The sequence below is a fragment of the Natrialba aegyptia DSM 13077 genome, assembly GCF_000337535.1.
GTDB lineage: Archaea > Halobacteriota > Halobacteria > Halobacteriales > Natrialbaceae > Natrialba > Natrialba aegyptia.
In genome coordinates this window covers 8,734-25,160 of record NZ_AOIP01000026.1, presented here as the reverse complement: position 1 = coordinate 25,160, position 16,427 = coordinate 8,734, and the positions used below count along the sequence as shown (strand labels likewise).

General features: G+C 60.0%; 25 protein-coding genes (1 of these 25 running past the window's edge). 12 read left to right on the top strand and 13 right to left on the bottom strand.

What is annotated here, in order from left to right; genetic code table 11:
* Positions 1 to 271: 271 nt before the first annotated feature.
* The 6 genes from C480_RS10460 to C480_RS10425 all read right to left on the bottom strand — a co-directional run bounded on the left by C480_RS10460 (position 272) and on the right by C480_RS10425 (position 6,342).
* Positions 272 to 466: a hypothetical protein gene (locus C480_RS10460; protein WP_006665587.1), complete on the bottom strand. Its 195-nt coding sequence runs from the start codon at positions 464 to 466 to the stop codon at positions 272 to 274.
* 1,618 nt (positions 467 to 2,084) lie between these two features.
* The gene (locus C480_RS10450) at positions 2,085 to 3,842 is read right to left on the bottom strand and encodes a 3'-5' exonuclease (RefSeq protein ID WP_006665585.1); all 1,758 of its coding nucleotides are present in this window, start codon (positions 3,840 to 3,842) and stop codon (positions 2,085 to 2,087) included.
* On the bottom strand, positions 3,839 to 4,822 hold the full coding sequence (locus tag C480_RS10445) for a hypothetical protein (RefSeq protein ID WP_152424045.1): 984 nt from the start codon (positions 4,820 to 4,822) through the stop codon (positions 3,839 to 3,841). Before C480_RS10445 ends, C480_RS10450 begins: the two co-directional genes overlap by 4 nt.
* Positions 4,823 to 5,037: 215 nt before the next feature.
* On the bottom strand, positions 5,038 to 5,391 hold the full coding sequence (locus C480_RS10440) for a hypothetical protein (protein WP_006665583.1): 354 nt from the start codon (positions 5,389 to 5,391) through the stop codon (positions 5,038 to 5,040).
* Positions 5,388 to 5,600, bottom strand: coding sequence for a hypothetical protein (locus C480_RS23010; protein ID WP_152424044.1), 213 nt, complete (start codon positions 5,598 to 5,600; stop codon positions 5,388 to 5,390). Before C480_RS23010 ends, C480_RS10440 begins: the two co-directional genes overlap by 4 nt.
* Positions 5,601 to 6,162: 562 nt before the next feature.
* A complete protein-coding gene (locus C480_RS10425) occupies positions 6,163 to 6,342 on the bottom strand; it encodes a hypothetical protein (RefSeq protein ID WP_049903556.1) in 180 nt (59 codons plus the stop codon).
* A gap of 994 nt (positions 6,343 to 7,336) precedes the next feature.
* Between C480_RS10425 and C480_RS10415 the strand changes: the two genes are divergently transcribed.
* Together C480_RS10415 and C480_RS10410 are read left to right on the top strand one after the other, a co-directional pair.
* Positions 7,337 to 7,519, top strand: a complete 183-nt coding sequence (locus C480_RS10415) for an antitoxin VapB family protein (RefSeq protein ID WP_006665580.1) — start codon at positions 7,337 to 7,339, stop codon at positions 7,517 to 7,519.
* 502 nt (positions 7,520 to 8,021) lie between these two features.
* Positions 8,022 to 8,267, top strand: coding sequence for a hypothetical protein (locus tag C480_RS10410; protein WP_152424043.1), 246 nt, complete (start codon positions 8,022 to 8,024; stop codon positions 8,265 to 8,267).
* Between the two features lie 44 nt (positions 8,268 to 8,311).
* Here the strand turns inward: C480_RS10410 and C480_RS10405 are convergent, their stop codons facing one another.
* From C480_RS10405 to C480_RS23990, 4 genes are read right to left on the bottom strand one after another with little or no spacing between them, the layout of a single operon-like run.
* Positions 8,312 to 8,527: a hypothetical protein gene (locus tag C480_RS10405; protein WP_006665578.1), complete on the bottom strand. Its 216-nt coding sequence runs from the start codon at positions 8,525 to 8,527 to the stop codon at positions 8,312 to 8,314.
* Positions 8,527 to 8,769, bottom strand: coding sequence for a hypothetical protein (locus tag C480_RS10400; protein WP_006665577.1), 243 nt, complete (start codon positions 8,767 to 8,769; stop codon positions 8,527 to 8,529). Before C480_RS10400 ends, C480_RS10405 begins: the two co-directional genes overlap by 1 nt.
* Positions 8,766 to 8,930, bottom strand: a complete 165-nt coding sequence (locus tag C480_RS23475; protein WP_161607005.1) for a hypothetical protein — start codon at positions 8,928 to 8,930, stop codon at positions 8,766 to 8,768. The genes C480_RS10400 and C480_RS23475 overlap by 4 nt, the downstream gene beginning before the upstream one ends.
* Positions 8,931 to 9,581 (bottom strand): SWIM zinc finger family protein, encoded by a 651-nt coding sequence (locus tag C480_RS23990; protein ID WP_455429539.1) that lies wholly within the window; start codon positions 9,579 to 9,581, stop codon positions 8,931 to 8,933.
* Between the two features lie 258 nt (positions 9,582 to 9,839).
* Between C480_RS23990 and C480_RS22195 the strand changes: the two genes are divergently transcribed.
* The 4 genes from C480_RS22195 (at position 9,840) to C480_RS10375 (ending at position 11,443) form a co-directional block, all read left to right on the top strand.
* Positions 9,840 to 10,379 (top strand): helix-turn-helix transcriptional regulator, encoded by a 540-nt coding sequence (locus C480_RS22195; RefSeq protein ID WP_006665575.1) that lies wholly within the window; start codon positions 9,840 to 9,842, stop codon positions 10,377 to 10,379.
* Positions 10,372 to 10,626: a hypothetical protein gene (locus C480_RS10385; protein ID WP_006665574.1), complete on the top strand. Its 255-nt coding sequence runs from the start codon at positions 10,372 to 10,374 to the stop codon at positions 10,624 to 10,626. Before C480_RS22195 ends, C480_RS10385 begins: the two co-directional genes overlap by 8 nt.
* 84 nt (positions 10,627 to 10,710) lie before the next feature.
* Complete coding sequence (locus tag C480_RS10380) at positions 10,711 to 10,944, top strand: hypothetical protein (RefSeq protein WP_152424042.1); 234 nt, start codon at positions 10,711 to 10,713, stop codon at positions 10,942 to 10,944.
* A 190-nt stretch (positions 10,945 to 11,134) separates the two neighbouring features.
* Positions 11,135 to 11,443 carry a hypothetical protein gene (locus C480_RS10375; RefSeq protein ID WP_006665572.1) on the top strand — a complete coding sequence of 103 codons (309 nt, stop codon included), beginning with the start codon at positions 11,135 to 11,137 and terminating at the stop codon, positions 11,441 to 11,443.
* Positions 11,444 to 11,503: 60 nt separating this feature from the next.
* Here C480_RS10375 and C480_RS10370 read toward each other — a convergent pair whose 3' ends face one another.
* Both C480_RS10370 and C480_RS10365 read right to left on the bottom strand, forming a co-directional pair.
* Positions 11,504 to 12,031 (bottom strand): HNH endonuclease, encoded by a 528-nt coding sequence (locus C480_RS10370; protein ID WP_083873370.1) that lies wholly within the window; start codon positions 12,029 to 12,031, stop codon positions 11,504 to 11,506.
* On the bottom strand, positions 12,024 to 12,293 hold the full coding sequence (locus C480_RS10365; protein WP_241433816.1) for an ArsR family transcriptional regulator: 270 nt from the start codon (positions 12,291 to 12,293) through the stop codon (positions 12,024 to 12,026). The genes C480_RS10370 and C480_RS10365 overlap by 8 nt, the downstream gene beginning before the upstream one ends.
* Positions 12,294 to 12,416: 123 nt before the next feature.
* Between C480_RS10365 and C480_RS10360 the strand changes: the two genes are divergently transcribed.
* From C480_RS10360 to C480_RS10340, 4 genes are all read left to right on the top strand, one after another.
* Positions 12,417 to 12,734, top strand: coding sequence for a PadR family transcriptional regulator (locus C480_RS10360; RefSeq protein ID WP_049903549.1), 318 nt, complete (start codon positions 12,417 to 12,419; stop codon positions 12,732 to 12,734).
* 327 nt (positions 12,735 to 13,061) lie between these two features.
* Positions 13,062 to 13,295 carry a hypothetical protein gene (locus C480_RS10350; protein WP_006665567.1) on the top strand — a complete coding sequence of 78 codons (234 nt, stop codon included), beginning with the start codon at positions 13,062 to 13,064 and terminating at the stop codon, positions 13,293 to 13,295.
* A complete protein-coding gene (locus C480_RS10345) occupies positions 13,292 to 13,561 on the top strand; it encodes a hypothetical protein (RefSeq protein ID WP_006665566.1) in 270 nt (89 codons plus the stop codon). Before C480_RS10350 ends, C480_RS10345 begins: the two co-directional genes overlap by 4 nt.
* Positions 13,562 to 13,754: 193 nt before the next feature.
* On the top strand, positions 13,755 to 14,066 hold the full coding sequence (locus C480_RS10340) for a hypothetical protein (RefSeq protein WP_006665565.1): 312 nt from the start codon (positions 13,755 to 13,757) through the stop codon (positions 14,064 to 14,066).
* 65 nt (positions 14,067 to 14,131) lie between these two features.
* Here the strand turns inward: C480_RS10340 and C480_RS23985 are convergent, their stop codons facing one another.
* Positions 14,132 to 14,869 (bottom strand): hypothetical protein, encoded by a 738-nt coding sequence (locus C480_RS23985; protein WP_161607004.1) that lies wholly within the window; start codon positions 14,867 to 14,869, stop codon positions 14,132 to 14,134.
* A gap of 59 nt (positions 14,870 to 14,928) precedes the next feature.
* Here C480_RS23985 and C480_RS10330 point away from each other — a divergent pair, with 59 nt between their 5' ends.
* The gene (locus C480_RS10330; RefSeq protein WP_006665563.1) at positions 14,929 to 15,123 is read left to right on the top strand and encodes a hypothetical protein; all 195 of its coding nucleotides are present in this window, start codon (positions 14,929 to 14,931) and stop codon (positions 15,121 to 15,123) included.
* Between the two features lie 577 nt (positions 15,124 to 15,700).
* Positions 15,701 to 16,427: the 5' portion of a ParA family protein gene (locus C480_RS24215; protein WP_006665562.1), read on the top strand. It continues 443 nt past the right edge of the window; the window shows 727 of its 1,170 coding nt (coding positions 1–727); it begins with the start codon at positions 15,701 to 15,703; its stop codon lies off the right edge, out of view.

Here is a 16,427-nt window from a genome sequence, read left to right as displayed (position 1 = left end):
CCCCCCCCCTCCAGAATGGGCTGGAAGGGTTGGACGGGTTGGACAAACCGAATCTACCCCTCCGCTGTCTTGCGATTATCTCTGTCCAACCCTTACAGTGACAGGGCTGGACAGAGGGGGGTTTGATCGGAAGGGTTGGACAAAATCAGCCTTGCGCGCGATATATTGTCCAACCCGTCCAAGGCAGAAATGCCGAAAATAGCGCGAAAAGCGGATCTGTCCAACCCTGGGTTGGACAAGACACATCACGAAGCCGAAAGGAAAGAGACCGCTACTGCGAGAAGATAGCGCGCATCGTCTGGCGCTGTTTCTCTTCTTCGTCGTCGGCATCCTCGAACAGCCGCAGGACGTCCGGGTGGGTGCCGTTGCGGCCTTCGAAGTAGGGGATCTGGTACCCTTCTCGGCGGAGTTCGTTGACGGCCTTCCAGTAGTCCTCGCCGGAGACGTCCTGGTTGGCGCTTCTCACGTTGATGTGCCGGCGATCGAGGGCGATGAGTTTCAGCGCACCTCCACCCCCACCCTCTTTGAGGTCGTAGAACTTGTCCCGGTCGGCGATACAGGATTCGCCAGTGCTCGAGACGCGCCAGCTGGGGTCAAACCGTAGCGTGTCGCGTTCGACGACACCGTCGGCGATCTTTCGTGCAAGCCCGGCGACGTCGATCCCCTCAACTGCGGCGGCGATGACGTCGATGCTGTCGGTGGTCTCGAGATCGTCGGGGATGTCGCCGGCTGGGNTGCAAGCCCGGCGACGTCGATCCCCTCAACTGCGGCGGCGATGACGTCGATGCTGTCGGTGGTCTCGAGATCGTCGGGGATGTCGCCGGCTGGGAGTTGGGACTGCTGGCGGTCTCGGTTGCGCTCCACCTCGTCGGTCAGATCCTCGAGGCGGTCGGTGAGGGCGGCTTCCCAGTCCTCGGCGTCGGCGTGGTAGTCGGGCCAGATCGTCTCGACGATGGCACCCACGGCGTCGCGATGCCTGTCGTCGGTGAATGCACGCGCCCAGTGGTGGGTCCGCTCAACGAGGTCATCGTCGACGTCGGCAAGTGGGGGGAACTCGTACTGTGGGGTGGCGGTATTGATCGGCGTGACGACACCATCAAGTGACTTGTGAACCGATAGGGGGGCCTTGTAGAGTCGGTTTTTGTGGTTGACCCGGTCGGCTTCGAAGACACCTTCGAGCCCCGCCTCTGCTGTGACACGGTCGGCGACATCCTCGACCCAGTCGTTGAGTCGGTCGGTGAGCTCGTCGAAGAGGAGATCGCGCTCGCTGGCGTCGAAGGCTTCGGCGATTGGTGCGGTGGACATCGGCGAGACCATGACGTACGCCCCNAGCTCGTCGAAGAGGAGATCGCGCTCGCTGGCGTCGAAGGCTTCGGCGATTGGTGCGGTGGACATCGGCGAGACCATGACGTACGCCCCACCGACACTATCGAGGGCGAAGACGTGTTTTCGATCCCCGGCCAGGTCGGCGAACGCGTCGATGTAGCCTCCGATTGCGCCCTCGATTGCTTCCCGGGGAGCATCACCCTCGGGCCGGTCGAGTTTCGCATCGTCCTCGAGGTCGACGTCGACGATCGGCGTGTAGGCTCGGATATCGGCGTAGTCGGGCATCGGCGCGTCATCGGCCTTCCAGACTCGCCCATCGTCTCCCCAGCGGTACTCGTCCCAGGCGTCCATGAACCATCGCGCCGGGACGTAGTTGACCGTGGAGTAAACTACGCGGTCAGTATCGTGACGGAGTGCTTGCCACTCCTTGGCAAGCGCGTAGGGGCGGCCCTGGCCATCCCAGTCACCTCCGCCGCTACGGGAGCGATACCAGCCGACGAAGTCGTGATTCCCGAGACAGAACAGCCCGCCGTCGACTGACCCGAGTTCAGTGTAGACATCGCCGACGCGGTCGTAGTGATCTGAGACGCTCACTGGCTCTACAGTCTCGGCTGACTCGTCCGCCTCCTGGACATCGACCTCGTCGATGAGATCGGCTACTTGTGGGGGTGCAACGCCAGTCGCACCGGATACTTCGGCGACCGACGCCCCGGGGTTCTGTTCGAGGTGTTTCTCGACGAGTTCGTGGTCGGAGAGGCTCATGCGATCACCTCCTGGTTGCGGCGAATCTTCTCGATCGGCGGGGCGGTTGGGCCATCGAAGTAGCTATCGACGAGGTTCAACTCTTCGCTGGCGCGCGTGGCACCGACGTAGTAGACTCGGTGCTCTTCGGCGGCCTGTTTGGTGCTGCGAGAGTAACGCGTGACCATCGAGTCCGACGATGTCGTAAACAGGTAGACGGTCGGCGCTTCGAGTCCCTTGGCTGTGTGGATCGTCCCGACGCGAACCTCTTCGGATTGCATCGCCGCCGGCGCTCGGAGCGCGTTCTTCAGGACGTCGCGCTTCCAGGCCGGCAGTTCGAGCCGTGTGATGATCTCCTCGGCGCTATCGTAGCGCCCAAAGATCCGATCGACGGCATCGTGGTCGAGCGTGTCGGCGAGTGGGTTGGCTTGCGCGTCGATGTCTTCGGGGAGATTGTTCCAGACCGTCCGGACGTTTTCGTAGGCGAACACCTCTGCACCGGAAACCATCCCGTTCAACACTCCGAGCATCCGTTCGAGGTCGCCCCGCCAGATACCGCCATAGCTGCCGAGCATCTCGAACGGAACACCGACATCGCGGAGGTCGTTCGTCAACTGTCGCAACTGGTAGTTCGTCCGCGTCAGTAACAGTACGGACGGGGNCATCTCGAACGGAACACCGACATCGCGGAGGTCGTTCGTCAACTGTCGCAACTGGTAGTTCGTCCGCGTCAGTAACAGTACGGACGGGGTGTCATCGGCCGCCTCGGTCGCCTCGATCACGCCGTCGCGAAGGTCGTACTTGTTGCGAAGTGACTGCCACTGGACGGTCCCCCCGGTGTCGACCCCGCCGAATCCGCGTGGGTCAGTGTCGGTGTGTGCGGCCAGCACAGCCCGGCCGACTGACGCGATCTCGTCGGGGCAGCGGTAGGAGTCCTTGAGTTCGATCTGCTCATCGGAGTCGGTGCGATCGAAGTAGTATGGCGTGCCGCCACGGAACGAGTAGATTGACTGGTTCGGATCGCCAGCGATGTAGAGGCGGTCGAGTTCGCCACTGTCTCGCCAGAGCTTATACAGGCGGTATTCGAGCGGTGCCAGGTCCTGGAACTCGTCGATGAACAGCACGTCGACGGGCGGGACCAGACCGCTGTCGGCGGCCAGGGCGACGTAGTCTCCGTGCTCGAACAGTCGCATATCGACGTGAGGTGGGTCGCGCTTGTACTCGTCCCACGCTTCGAGGAGCGCCACGACGTTGTCGCCGTTGATCGGGATGTCGACCGACGTACTCCGCCACTTCTCTGGGGGCTTGCACGTCTGGGTGAGGTAGTCGTTGATCGCGAACAGCAAGTTGCCGGTGTTCGTCGATTCGGAGACGCCAGAGAGGAGCTTCCGCGGGTCCGAGTAGTCCGGGTCGTATGTCATCCCCTGGCGTCGGCAAAAGTCAGCGTAGGGGTCGACCTCATCCCCATGGAAATTCCCTTGGACGATGATCTGGTCGCTGACGTTGTTCGGGTCGATCTCGCCTTCCATGATGGCAAGCGAGAGCGCGAGTCCATGGACAGTCTTCGCCCGGTCCGTGGGTTCAATATCACTGTCGGTGTCGGGGTATACGTCTTCGATCTCGGGCTCGACGTCTTCGCGCCCCGAGTTCGTGAAGTTGAGCCAGTAGAAGTCGCTCAACTGGAGTCCCTGCTGCGCTTCATCCTCCAGACGCTCGCTGAGTGTGCGTGTCTTACCGGCTCCTGGCGCGCCATCGATGAGGACAACGCGCGTCATACCTCCACCTCGCTGTGGGCGGGGTCGTCGATGGCGATATCCTCGGGATCAACCCCGAGGCTATCGGGGTCGAATGGCCAGTACTTCGCGCGTGAGGAGCCGATCCACCGGCGGCGGCTTTTCTTCCCGTGGAGTTCGCCGCGGGAGATGAGGTCTTTGACGAGTTGTCCTTTATATTCGATCTGCTTGCCCGCGTTTTCGAGTTGGTCGACGAAGAAACTATCCTGGACCCAGAGGATGTCGGCATCGGGGGGAGCGTCGTCGCATCCGGCGCTGTTGCCGCTGTCGTACCAAGCCGAGGCGACGTCGTTGCCCAACTTGTCCTGGTCGTCGACCGGCATCACGTTATTCGAGATGTACTCAAGGACGCGCTCGGCGATTGCATCGTTGGCAGTCTCGTCGGCGATGTGCATGACCTCGGTCCGCTCCTGCCACCGGTCGCGGATGGCCTTCCAGTCCTCTTCTTGGATCTCAACCAGCTCGAAAAACTGGTTGGCGATCTTCTCCCGGAGCGCACCGCCACTGTCGCTAATCATCTCCGAAGATGTGAACTCGAGTTCACGCAGGCGACCAGCGTATTCGAGCGTGACCTTCCAGGTGGTCGGCTCACCGTCATAAATCTCAATCGGGTACTGCGTGCCATTGAGGATCTCCTGAATCTCGGGTGGGAGGAGGTCCTCCTGCTCTTCCTTGGCCAGCTCGTTCATCTCCGCGAACCACTCCTTCAGTTCGCGGCGGATGTCGCTGGCGTCGACACCGGACTTGGATTCAAGCGACTCCTCGACACTGTTCAAGAAGCTTCCCCGAGGCGTCGGCTTCGAGAAGACGTTGCGTTTGTACTCACCACTTTCGAGCACCTCGTCGTTGTGTTCGGCGGTGAGCTTGACCTTGCCGCCGGGGATCGGTTCGACGGTCACCGCGACCACACCGCCGGCGATCTCGTGGGTGAACCCCTCGACGACGTCGGCGGGGTCAGTCATCGCCATCCCCCTCCCGGCCGCGAGGCTGTTTAGAATCGCTACTCCTGTCGTAACTGCTATTAGGCTGGGTCTCGAACGTCATCTTGCTTAGGCGCAGAACACCGGCCTCGGTCCGCGCTGAGGACGCGGCCACTTTTCTGGGCCGGGGTTCTTGATTTTCGTTAGTCGCTACTCCACCGTTCTCACTGCTGATAGGTAAAACTACGGAATCCTCCTTACTCATCGTCATCCCCCGGGTAGACCGTGATCGCTTTGTGCTTGGCACCATCGCGCAGGTAGGCGTCGCGCATGATACCGACGACGACCGTCCATTCGACGCCTTCGACCTCCTGGTCGAAGGCGAATGCTTGCACCATCTGGTCGTCAGAGTCGATACTGTCTGGCGGCGATGCACCACGGCAAAAGCCGCTCTCGATGCACTCACGGACGACACGGTCGCGCAGAGCCGATGGGACGCGCTCACGGAGCCGCTGGGAGAAGTGGGCCGTTGCACGGAACTCGCTGGGGTCTCGCGGCACTGGCATCGGAACCGGCGCGAACTTCGTGTTGGGGGCCGAGTCGGTGCTCATAGTCCCACCCCGCAAGTGCCGATCGCAAAGCCAGCGATGAGCACGAGGCCGACGAACACGGTGGCGAGGCCGATCAGGCTCGGCGTCGAGACCTGCGCACGGCCACGGTCGGGGCCGTTCTCGAACACCCGCTCACGCTCGAGTTCGACGACGCGCTGCCGCCCGGCGTCTGTCGGTCGCCAGTGGTGCCCCCGGCTCTCGTTACTCATCTTGCGGACCAGGCCGTCGGCACACAGCGCGGAGAGGGGGCGGCCAATCTGCCGGTTCGATCCGGGGATGTCTAACTCACTGGCACGGGCACACGACCGCATGGGTTTGTTGCAGAGCGAGACGACAGCCCGGAGCACTTCTTGCCGAGATGCCTTCTCACGGGGTTCGACGCCGTCCACCGGAAACTCGGTCTCTGTCACGTCGAAGGGCCCGTCGTCGTAGACCCGCTCACAACTCTTGCAGCGGTAGCTCGAGCCATAGCACTCAATCGAGGAGTGGCCTTCGGGGCACCGGAGTTTCCACAAACTCCTCATCACGCCCTCACCCCGTTCGCACGCTTGGGATCGACGCCCGCGGGACGGCACGGGCACTTTTCTTTCCCGTTATGGTGGCCGCGCGAGTGGCCGTATTCGAGGCCGGACGGCCCGAGGGNATCGACGCCCGCGGGACGGCACGGGCACTTTTCTTTCCCGTTATGGTGGCCGCGCGAGTGGCCGTATTCGAGGCCGGACGGCCCGAGGGGCACGTTGCAGTTGCAGACCGGGCAGACGAACTCCGGCATCAGTAGTCCCCCCGCTCACAGCAGTCGCACTCGCCGATCTCGAAGTCGACGAACAGAAGGACTGCCCACACCCACAGGACTTGCGGGTAGCCGTAGTGCATCCCAGCGATGCTGACGACGACGTAGCACGCCACGTAGCCGGTGACGGCCGCGGTAGCGGGCCAGCCGTGTGCGCTCATGCCTCACCTCCGTCGCGTTTGTTGGGGGTGGTAGTGGGGCACTGGTCGGACCGTGGCCCGCCCGCCGGCGATCGCCACGCGCTTGCCTCTCCATCCCCGATTGCGTCGGGATCGGTCTCGAGCAATAGGTCGCGAAGCTCTTTGGTATCACCGTCGTGGGAGTGACGCTCAAACTCGCCAGAGCAGACCTTGCAGTGCTTGCGGTGACTCTCGATCAGGGACCGCTCTTTGGGGCGGACTGTCTCTGCCCTCTCCAAGCGAGGGCAATCCTCGTCGGTGTGGAACCGCGGTCGTCGGCCGCTTGCCACCCGATTTGGAATCACAAAAACGGTTTCGGCTGCCATCATCGCCACACCTCCGCGCTGACGACGTTGGCGGGGNCGTCGGCCGCTTGCCACCCGATTTGGAATCACAAAAACGGTTTCGGCTGCCATCATCGCCACACCTCCGCGCTGACGACGTTGGCGGGGTCGGCCCAGATGAACTCGCTCGGCCGTTGGCCGTAGAACTCGATTGCGCCAGACGGGAGAGTCCTACTCGCTGGGAATCCGTCCGCTCGGTGATTGCTTTCGCTATTGCGAACAGTATTTAATATATCAATACCATTACTAACGTGCGGGCAATGATTGCCCGTATTGGTCTCGTTCGACATGGTGTGTCAGCCTGCGTTCGGGGCCAGCCACCTGCGTGCCCGGGACCTGGGTTCCAATCAGATGTCCGTGCACGCAGGCAGTGGCTATTCTGCGGTCGATGCGTTGCCGTCGAGGAGTCTCTGAAGCGCGTCATCAAACGTCTCACCGGGCTCACGGGCTCGGTTGATACGTTTCCAGTTTTCATCAGAAACTCTGATTTGCGTCTCCGACGACATCACTTACCCTCTAGTGCGCCATGGGTGTTAAAGTTACCGATGCCACCAGTAGTCACATGGTAACCGTGGTTAACCACGTTCATATTGCCCCATATTTTATATGGTGTCCCGAGGAACAACTCGGATATGGCACGAGATGCTGACCAGCATATCCGCGTGACGGAAGAGACCTGGACCCGACTCAACAAGGAGAAGCGACCCGGAGATAGCTTTAACGACGTCATCGAGCGGCTGCTCGATGAAAACTCCGACTCCGACGACCGCCCGGCCACCGATGGCGGTGAGGACGTTGCTGTCCTCGCAGACTGATCCCCCCTTTTTCCTGGATCTCGAGTTTGTCTGTTAGCCATAGCTGTCTCTTTGTGAACATTCGGCAGTCTACCACATAAATCTCCGCTAACAGGACAGTGAAAGTGAAAGTGGTCGGTACTGCTACTTATACGCGATATCGTGCAGCCGTCTGTTTGTTTAGACCGCCAATTACCTTGGCCAATCACTTCCACCTGACTGCCTCGATATCTGGTTGTCCTGTCCTTTCGATCAGTCAGCATCGCTGATATCTGTCTGCTGATGTGGCATAAGCTTGTTTCCTCGAACGGGACTTCTACCTTCCCATTCGGGAAGTTTAGCGTCCCAATTGTAATGTTCTAGAGAGGTTCAATGGAGTTATGGGCTGCTCGTGCAACGGTTCGAGTGAAATGCATCGGCAAGTCGATTGGATGACGGCTGCCGATGNGTTCTAGAGAGGTTCAATGGAGTTATGGGCTGCTCGTGCAACGGTTCGAGTGAAATGCATCGGCAAGTCGATTGGATGACGGCTGCCGATGTGACCATTCTCGAGTTCCTCAACGCCGCGCGCGATGTCCGCGGCAATCCATCGATCCAGCGGCCGTCGACGATCTCGGATAACACTGGTCACGCTCGCAAGTACGTCGGGGAGCGCTGTCGGCACTTGGCGGATCATGGCCTTGTTGAGCAGCTCGAGCGCGGCAAGTACCGACTAAGCAATCGCGGCGAGCAACTGATGGATGGCTCTCTGCACCCGGACGATCTCTGAAGAACAGACCGCGTAACCGCCGAATACTCGTTCGTATGCCGTGCCTACGGTCCGGTGTTGCTATTCGTTCCGCCACCGATGACCGCCGCGGGTGCCTCGAGTCCGACGTCGGCGACGATTTCCTCGCACGTCTCGCACCACTCGCCGTCTCTGCACTCCTCGGTCACGCGCAGCCAACCGCAGGCGTCGCGGGGTTCGAGCCGCACTCGCTGTGGCCGCCCGCTCGGGGGAGTCCAGCGCAGCGTGATGCTGTCGCGCATTACATCACCTGTTTCTGGAATTGTCGGTTGCGCTCGTGTTCAGCCTGCCGTTCTTTGCGACGCACTCGGCGGTCGTCGCGTGGCTCCGGTCGCTGTTCGTTCATGACCTTCTCGCACCACTCGTCGCGCTTGTTTTCGAGTTCTTCTATCACGCCTGCGGGCGCATCAACGGCGATGGCCCCACGGAGGGCTTCGCGGGTCATCTTGAGTCGACGTTCGGCGAACGACAGGTCGTCGCTCATTGGCCGTCCCCTCCGCCGAGTCGCGGGCCGCCAAGTGGGGAGCGCCATCCGACGGTCGCCGATGGTTCGTCGCCTTCGACTGAGCGGGCAACCACCAGCTCGCGAAGCGCCTGGACCTCTTCGGTTTCGCTATCGTCGGCGTCCTTGATGAAGCCCTGCATTTAGATCGCCTCCGAGACCCAGTCGCCCATCGTCTTGAACAGGTACTGGCTCTCGAACCCGCCGTAGATCTTGGTCTCGACGTAGTCAATCCATTCGTTGACTGTCGCGTCGTGGTCCTCGAGATCGTAGTTCTGCGTGACCTCGCCATCTTCGACGACCAAGACGTGCTCGTCCTTGGTCCGGTAGATGTGGTCGCCCCCATCGGCATCGGTACCGATGAGAATGTAATCGTCGCGTGGGTCTTTGCGTTCACTGGAAGGCTGGTGTGCGGCGACGCCGCCGTCGGTCATGGCGATTCGAGGCTGGCCTTCGGTGACGTGCTCGCCGAGCTGGTCATCGAGTTCGTCTTGGTCGAAGTCGGCCGGGATGTGCCGAATACCGGTGGCGAACATCACTCTGTGGATGTGTTTACAGACCTTCCCCCGGTGGAGGTGGTCCGCGCAGGTACATCGCGGTTCGTCGCCACCGAGATCGACCGCGTATGACTTGCCACTGCTGCTGACGACTTCGTACAGGCTCGGGNGGTCCGCGCAGGTACATCGCGGTTCGTCGCCACCGAGATCGACCGCGTATGACTTGCCACTGCTGCTGACGACTTCGTACAGGCTCGGGTTGTCGGCAACTGCGCCTTGGTCGTCGAGCGTGGACATGACTTCGGTGAGCGCGCGAGTTTCTCGGTCGGAGAGCGATTCGATCGATGCGTTTTCGTCGGTCGCGTGCGTTTGCGTAACTGCCATAGATTTTGGCACGGTCTGGCGCGCTGGAACGCGCCGGGCTTTTGCGCCCTGTCCCGTGCTCAGTTACAACAACGGGTGCCTCACATATATAACTAACGGATAGTTAGAACGGGCGTTAGCTATTAGTAGTTGTAGGGAGCATTTACTATCGTGAGTGCGAAACAAGACTCAATGACACTCGAGCCGAGACAGTTGAATGACGCTGATAACGACATCCTCGACTTCATGGCCGAGGAGGACGACCGGGTGAACCCGAGCTACGTCGCCAAAGAGACGGGGCACAGTCGGCCGTACGTCAGCCAGCGGCTGAAACGAATGAAAGAACACGGGCACGTGCGTCAGCCCCACCGTGGTCTGTGGGAGCTCGTTGATGACCCGCGAGACGAGACATCGTCGGATGGCGGGTTCTTCCAGGAGGGGCCCGAAGTGGGGTGTTCCGAGTGCGGAATGCCAATGCAGAAGGTCCGTAGCGATGTCAGTCAGATCGCAACACTCGCGCGCATGGAGTGTGTGTCGTGTGATGCGACGGGGACGGTCGAGATCCGCCCGGACGAGAGTGTAGCGCAGGAGACGGGNGCAACACTCGCGCGCATGGAGTGTGTGTCGTGTGATGCGACGGGGACGGTCGAGATCCGCCCGGACGAGAGTGTAGCGCAGGAGACGGGTATTATTTACCACGGGGCCGCACAGGAGCGTGATATCGATGAGTGACAAGAACCCACTGAACGTAGTCGATCGCGTCGACGGCGTCCAGGCGATCATCGAGGGGTGCGTCTCCTGCGGCGGCACACACTACCACGGCCACGCGTGGAACATCGACTTCCTTGAGGGCGGCGTCCGGGCAGAACGCGCGGCCCACTGTGACGGTGTGTACGACATCATGATCGACGAGACGACCGATATCCCAGAGGATATCATCCCGCGAGCGAAGGCAAAGCGTGGTGATGGCGATGAGTGAGTACGCGCGGGACGTCGAGGTTACCGTCAGGATGGACGCTGAGGAGGCAGAGGAGATAGCCGAACAGATCAACCACNGATGGCGATGAGTGAGTACGCGCGGGACGTCGAGGTTACCGTCAGGATGGACGCTGAGGAGGCAGAGGAGATAGCCGAACAGATCAACCACGGCACCGGCATCAAGGTGTGTTTCAAACTCTCGGACGAGTACCCCGACGGCGGCAAGATACTTGGCGAGGGCTTCGCTTGTGTCCCCGAAGACAACGAAGAAACCGCCAATGCCGACACGCTATATCACGAGGGGGAGGCGAAGCGATGAGTGAAGACGCTACCGAGAAGTTCCCTGACCACGAGCTGCAATGTGGAAACTGCGATTACAGTTGGACGTACAGCGGCTCCCTGTGGAGGGCAACATGCCCCCGATGTGGATCAAAGGTCGAGACGGAACACTATGGTAAAACAGACCTATGACCGCCGATAGACTCGATTAAATAACCAATTACCAAACCATGAATCCAACAGAAGACTACGAAGACGTTGAAATCTACATCCGACGGCCAGGAGTCGAAAAAGGAAGTGATGGCGAGAAGTGCGTCTGGAGCGCGACGTATCGCGAAATGGCCCGTCTCTCGAACCGGTTCGTGGTTGAGGCAATCACAGAGACGCAGCTCGAGAAGGGCGAATGGGGGATCGGCCTTCGCGAGCGCGGGGACGAACAGTACTCCCAGCGGTTCCAGATAACGCCACTTGTCGCTGACCAGGCGGATCATGAAGTCCAGAACCGCGTTGCGGCACTGCTGAACCACTGGCGGCAGTGACCAAATAGGAAAATCGTCTCTAGCTCTTGTGGTACAGAGGGTTGTGCTATTGGTCGCTGATTAGTCCTCGCGCTCTTGGTCCAGCTCGTCGCGAAGCCGTTCGACAACATCGGAACTCTCGAGTGCATCTGCTGGCGCTTTCAGGAACGGGCGATTCTCAGAGCCCCACTCCTTGACTGCAGTCTCAAACTCAGCATGTTCTGAGCCCTCCTCCTCGGCCAGATTCCGTATGGTTCTGTCCCATGCAGTATGACAGACTGAACAAAGCGTGACCAAATTCTCCTCGAAATAACTCTCAGAATAGTCGAGAAAGTACTTAGATGGAATAACGTGGTGTAGTTCAAGGTCAAGCACGTTCTCTCCCCTCCCTTTCTCACAGTGGATGCATTGTTGTCCGTCGCGCTCAAAAACCTGCTCACGGGGGTCGTAGTACTCTGTTTTCTTCTCCCCAAAATGCTCCGCAGGATGCGCATGTCTGTGTTTGTGTTGGCAAGATGTTGAACAGAATCTTGATTGCATCGCGCTTGATGGGTGCCTCGTATACTGTTCGCCACAGTATGTACAGGTCAATGCGACTTCTTCAGGCATCTTTCCGTGGATCAGTAACGAACTCGAACATCCGTGTAGATTCGTGTTTCACGTCGATGTGTCCAGCTGCTTGCAGCACTTCAAGCCGATTATAGACTGTATTTCTCGAATATCCAGTTTCGTCGACGAGCATCCCTTTCGTAGCCCGTCCCCAGGGCTTGCCAGATCCCCGTCCTTCCGTCAACACATCTAAAATCGCTTCGTCAGCAGGTCGGAGGTCCTCTTCGTCCATGGATTCGCTTGTCGGTTGTGCGCGCGCCATGTGCAAAGTAACCACTGATACTCACTAAGACCTTCGGGTCTGCACATCCAATTAGTATGTGCACCCTGCACAACCTTTTAGTAGTCGGAAATAGTACTGGTATGTGTAGGAGACAGTCACAAAATGGCAACTACACCAAATGCGAACGATTCGCCGTTAGAGGCCCTGAACGACTTCCGACGAGACGTGCTGACTGTTCTGGATGGGATGGACGAGCCGTCAGGACAGCAGATCAAAGAGAAACTTGAGACGTTCTACAGTCAGGACGTTACTCACGGTCGTCTCTACCCGGCCCTCAACGATCTCGAAGAGATGGGACTGATCCACAAGGGTGAGGTCGACCGACGGACGAACTACTACGAGGCGACCTCTCGCGGCCGGAGAGAACTGTCTGCTGACATTCGATGGCGGCATCAGATGGCAGGGGTTCTCGATGACTGACCAACTCGAGGACAAGACCGAGCAATGTCCCGACTGCAAAGCACCATGGGAAGATCACGAGGAAGGATTCTGCCCGCACGAGATAGAGACGGGTGACCGGGTCATGCACAGCGACCTCTCGGGCTATTCCTACCGTGTCACCAAGTGGGTTCCTCGGGGTGAGGGGAAGTTTATCGCACTTCANGACCGGGTCATGCACAGCGACCTCTCGGGCTATTCCTACCGTGTCACCAAGTGGGTTCCTCGGGGTGAGGGGAAGTTTATCGCACTTCAGAAAAAGCGGATCGGCCGCGGCCAAGACAGGGACACTGAGCGAGGTGACGCGTAATGTCCGGAGACAAGGTCAAGCAGGAGTTTGGCGTCCTGATCCGTGCGTGGGGGCCAGACGACGAGCCGGGCGAGGCTCGACACCACGAGTACGTCGTCGACGCGATCGACGAGGACGAGGCCAAGGAGAAAGCAGCAGACGAGGCGAAGAACAACTTCGTGCACGGTATCGTCGGCACTCGAGACAGCTACGAAGTTCTCGAAGTGGAGAACTACGGGGAGGTGCCAGCATGAACTCCGAACAATCTGGGGACGATACTGAGCAGAAGAGCGACGGCCAGAAACTAATCGACGGTCTGAAAAAGATGACCAAGAACTCGACGCCGGACGACGCCTACTGGTGTCCGAAGTGTGAGGAATATTCCGTCACAGAGGTTCTACAAACGATTCGGCGCGAGTCCTTCGGTGTGGAGAACAAGTTGTGGGGATGCACTGAATGCCGTCACTGCATGATTCCGCATACCGAGTGGCGGTCAATAGACTCGGAGAGTGAACAATGACGGACGATGCACGACTCGCCGATGGGACAGAACGAAGCGGCAACTGCAGCTCCGGGACGTATAGCGCAGAGGGCCCTGGCTGTGGGGACGTTACAACGTTCTCTACTGAAGACACGTTTGGACACCTTTCGTGCGATTCCTGCGGGTACTCGCCGAAAGCATCCGTCCGAGAGGAAATCCGAGGGGGAGACTGATGATTGAACAGTACGAGAGCATCAACGAGTTCGTCCTTGCGGGCGACTTCGGATTCCTCCGCGTTGATGGCCCGTTCAGTGTCGAGAAAGAGGGGGCGCTGTGGACAATCAAAGTCCCGACTGCTGAGGACGATTACGCGACCCCGAACCGATTCACGCTGTCGTCGCTTCGTGACTCTGACGACAAGCCTGCCGTTCTAATCGCCGACGGACAGGCGGTCGGTGGTGGGCTCGTGGACATGGCAATCGAGCCCGACGGCGAGGGCGAACTGCACATCGTCGTCGATCAGTATGCGAGGGGGAGAAAATGAACNGGTGGGCTCGTGGACATGGCAATCGAGCCCGACGGCGAGGGCGAACTGCACATCGTCGTCGATCAGTATGCGAGGGGGAGAAAATGAACTGCCCACACTGCGATTCGTCGGAGGTTGAGCATCGGACGTACAACTCTGAGGTCGATCGATCCGTCTACAAGTGCCGCTCGTGCGGCCGACGGTTCCGAGCCGACGACGACGGAGTCCGGGCAGACGGCGGTAAAGTCGGAAATGGGACAGAACGAAGCGGCAACTCCTCGGGCGGAATGGAACGATTCGAGGCGGTCGACGAGATCGTTCCGAATGGCGGTCGCGATCGCGACGGATCGCACCGAACCCTCGGTCGGTGGACCTTCGAGTACACACCGGCGCGGGAGTTCGTCGAAGACCGTCTCGAGGGTCGCGTTCTCAACGCCTGCGCGGGGAGGACGCTCCTCGAGCACGACGACGAGATTGTTCGGAACGATCTCAACCCGGACCGCGAGGCCGATCTCCACGTTGACGTGTGCGAGATAGCGGACCACTTCGTTCCCGGAGAGTTCGATACGGTCGTCTTCGATCCGCCGTTTGACGACCACCAAGCGGACGACAAATACGACGGCCTGCGGGCCGACGGCGTTCTCGAGGCGTTCGGAGAGTTCGCGAAACTTGTCCGTCCGAAAGGGCGCGTCATCACGTTCGGATGGAACTCGTGGGGCATGTCGTCGATAGACGCTTTCGAGCGCGAGGAGACAGTTCTCCTCCAACGCGGCCCGTGTCTTCGCGACGTTATCGTGACCGTGGATCGCCGGACGAACCATTCTATCACGGTGAAACGGAGCGGAAACGACCGTACACTACACACGGAGACTGAACAATCATGAATAGCGAAAGACACGAGAAAGAGATAGAACACGGCGAGAGGTTCGCTTACTCCCGACTCACGGATACGTGGTATAGAGTCACCGCGTGGACCGATCTCGGGGAGGGTCGGATTCAGTCACACTCGAAAGAAGCAGTAGACCGAGAGGAGGTCCCCGAAGAATGGACCGAGGGAGTCGAGGAGGTGGCCTGAGCTATGCCGGTTGAGGTTCAACGCTGTTCGGACTGTGGATGGGCTAACAGCGGCGAGGACAACATCAACGCCCACCGGAAGAAGTGTCCGAACTGTGGCGCGCATTACTTCGAGACGGTTGAAACACAGTGGTTCGGTGGCCACGGGCCCGGGGGNAACGCCCACCGGAAGAAGTGTCCGAACTGTGGCGCGCATTACTTCGAGACGGTTGAAACACAGTGGTTCGGTGGCCACGGGCCCGGGGGTGCATCCTCATGAGCGGTGAGTCTTCCGAAGATACTGAGCAGTGTCCAGTCTGTGGATGGGAGGGGATCGTAGCGACGAAGGTAGTGGACGGAACGGCGTACTACAGCCATCTCATCCACACTGGGGGGAGGGTCCGATCCCACAGCACGTGTAAAAAGAACATCCATACTGGCCGCACTGAGAGAGGGGCTGCGTGATGTCTTCCCAGCCAGTCGGTCGCGATGAATCCGCGGGCGGTACCTTGCGCTTTTTCTCTGCGTGATGCGTGTGACACGGACGATGCGTGTTCGTCTGACGTACACTTAACCCGCACCCCACAGACGATGCGCGTATGGCGTATCGCGTCTGCATTACGAACCAGAAGGGTGGCACGGGCAAGACGACTGTCTCGATAAACCTCGCCGGAGGGCTTGCCGAACGTGGCCACGACGTCGTCCTGATTGACTTAGCCCCACAGGGATACGCGACCGTCGGCACAGGACTCAAAGCCAGCTACTCGACGGATGGGGCGACACTGTTCGAAGTACTGCTCGAGGAGAGCGCGACGCTCGGCGATATCGTCCAGGAGGGGCCGGAGTTCGACGTGATCCCGTCGGCCGCTCGCATGGCGGGACGGAACATCGAGGCTCAGCTGAAACAGGCGACGGCTGGTGAGCGCCGGCTCGAAGCTGCCTTGGACGATCTCGACGGGGGGCACGACGTCATCGTGATCGATTGCCCGCCCGGGCTCGGAGCGCTCACGGATAACGCGCTGCTGGCATCGCGGAACGTGGTCATTCCAGCGGAAGCAAAGGGGACGAGTCGACGCGCTCTCGAACTGCTGAACGACCAGATCGACACGCTCGAACAGTACTTCGGCGCGGACATCCGTCCGATCGCCGTGGTTGCAAACGAGGCCCGGCCCGATGGCGTCTCAGACGAGATGCTTGAGTGGTTCGACGCCGTCTTCGGCGGCACGATCCCGGTATACGAGGTGCGGAAACGGGTCGCACTGCAGCGGGCGATGGACGCCGGCCGGTCGGTGTTCGCCCACGACGAAGACATCGACATGGCAGCGG

Excerpts from the sequence above, each read along its gene's own strand:
- C480_RS10375 (WP_006665572.1), top strand. The coding sequence starts at position 11,135 with ATGAATCCAACAGAAGACTACGAAGACGTTGAAATCTACATCCGACGG.
- C480_RS23985 (WP_161607004.1), bottom strand. The coding sequence starts at position 14,869 with ATGGTTCGTCCGGCGATCCACGGTCACGATAACGTCGCGAAGACACGG.
- C480_RS10360 (WP_049903549.1), top strand. The coding sequence starts at position 12,417 with ATGGCAACTACACCAAATGCGAACGATTCGCCGTTAGAGGCCCTGAAC.
- C480_RS10400 (WP_006665577.1), bottom strand. The coding sequence starts at position 8,769 with ATGAGCGACGACCTGTCGTTCGCCGAACGTCGACTCAAGATGACCCGC.
- C480_RS10445 (WP_152424045.1), bottom strand. The coding sequence starts at position 4,822 with ATGACTGACCCCGCCGACGTCGTCGAGGGGTTCACCCACGAGATCGCC.
- C480_RS10425 (WP_049903556.1), bottom strand. The coding sequence starts at position 6,342 with ATGAGCGCACACGGCTGGCCCGCTACCGCGGCCGTCACCGGCTACGTG.
- C480_RS23475 (WP_161607005.1), bottom strand. The coding sequence starts at position 8,930 with ATGCAGGGCTTCATCAAGGACGCCGACGATAGCGAAACCGAAGAGGTC.
- C480_RS10330 (WP_006665563.1), top strand. The coding sequence starts at position 14,929 with ATGAATAGCGAAAGACACGAGAAAGAGATAGAACACGGCGAGAGGTTC.
- C480_RS10350 (WP_006665567.1), top strand. The coding sequence starts at position 13,062 with ATGTCCGGAGACAAGGTCAAGCAGGAGTTTGGCGTCCTGATCCGTGCG.
- C480_RS10340 (WP_006665565.1), top strand. The coding sequence starts at position 13,755 with ATGATTGAACAGTACGAGAGCATCAACGAGTTCGTCCTTGCGGGCGAC.
- C480_RS23010 (WP_152424044.1), bottom strand. The coding sequence starts at position 5,600 with ATGAGTAACGAGAGCCGGGGGCACCACTGGCGACCGACAGACGCCGGG.
- C480_RS10380 (WP_152424042.1), top strand. The coding sequence starts at position 10,711 with ATGAGTGAGTACGCGCGGGACGTCGAGGTTACCGTCAGGATGGACGCT.
- C480_RS10365 (WP_241433816.1), bottom strand. The coding sequence starts at position 12,293 with ATGGCGCGCGCACAACCGACAAGCGAATCCATGGACGAAGAGGACCTC.
- C480_RS10415 (WP_006665580.1), top strand. The coding sequence starts at position 7,337 with ATGGCACGAGATGCTGACCAGCATATCCGCGTGACGGAAGAGACCTGG.
- C480_RS10385 (WP_006665574.1), top strand. The coding sequence starts at position 10,372 with ATGAGTGACAAGAACCCACTGAACGTAGTCGATCGCGTCGACGGCGTC.
- C480_RS10370 (WP_083873370.1), bottom strand. The coding sequence starts at position 12,031 with ATGCCTGAAGAAGTCGCATTGACCTGTACATACTGTGGCGAACAGTAT.
- C480_RS10410 (WP_152424043.1), top strand. The coding sequence starts at position 8,022 with ATGACGGCTGCCGATGTGACCATTCTCGAGTTCCTCAACGCCGCGCGC.
- C480_RS10440 (WP_006665583.1), bottom strand. The coding sequence starts at position 5,391 with ATGAGCACCGACTCGGCCCCCAACACGAAGTTCGCGCCGGTTCCGATG.
- C480_RS10405 (WP_006665578.1), bottom strand. The coding sequence starts at position 8,527 with ATGCGCGACAGCATCACGCTGCGCTGGACTCCCCCGAGCGGGCGGCCA.
- C480_RS10345 (WP_006665566.1), top strand. The coding sequence starts at position 13,292 with ATGAACTCCGAACAATCTGGGGACGATACTGAGCAGAAGAGCGACGGC.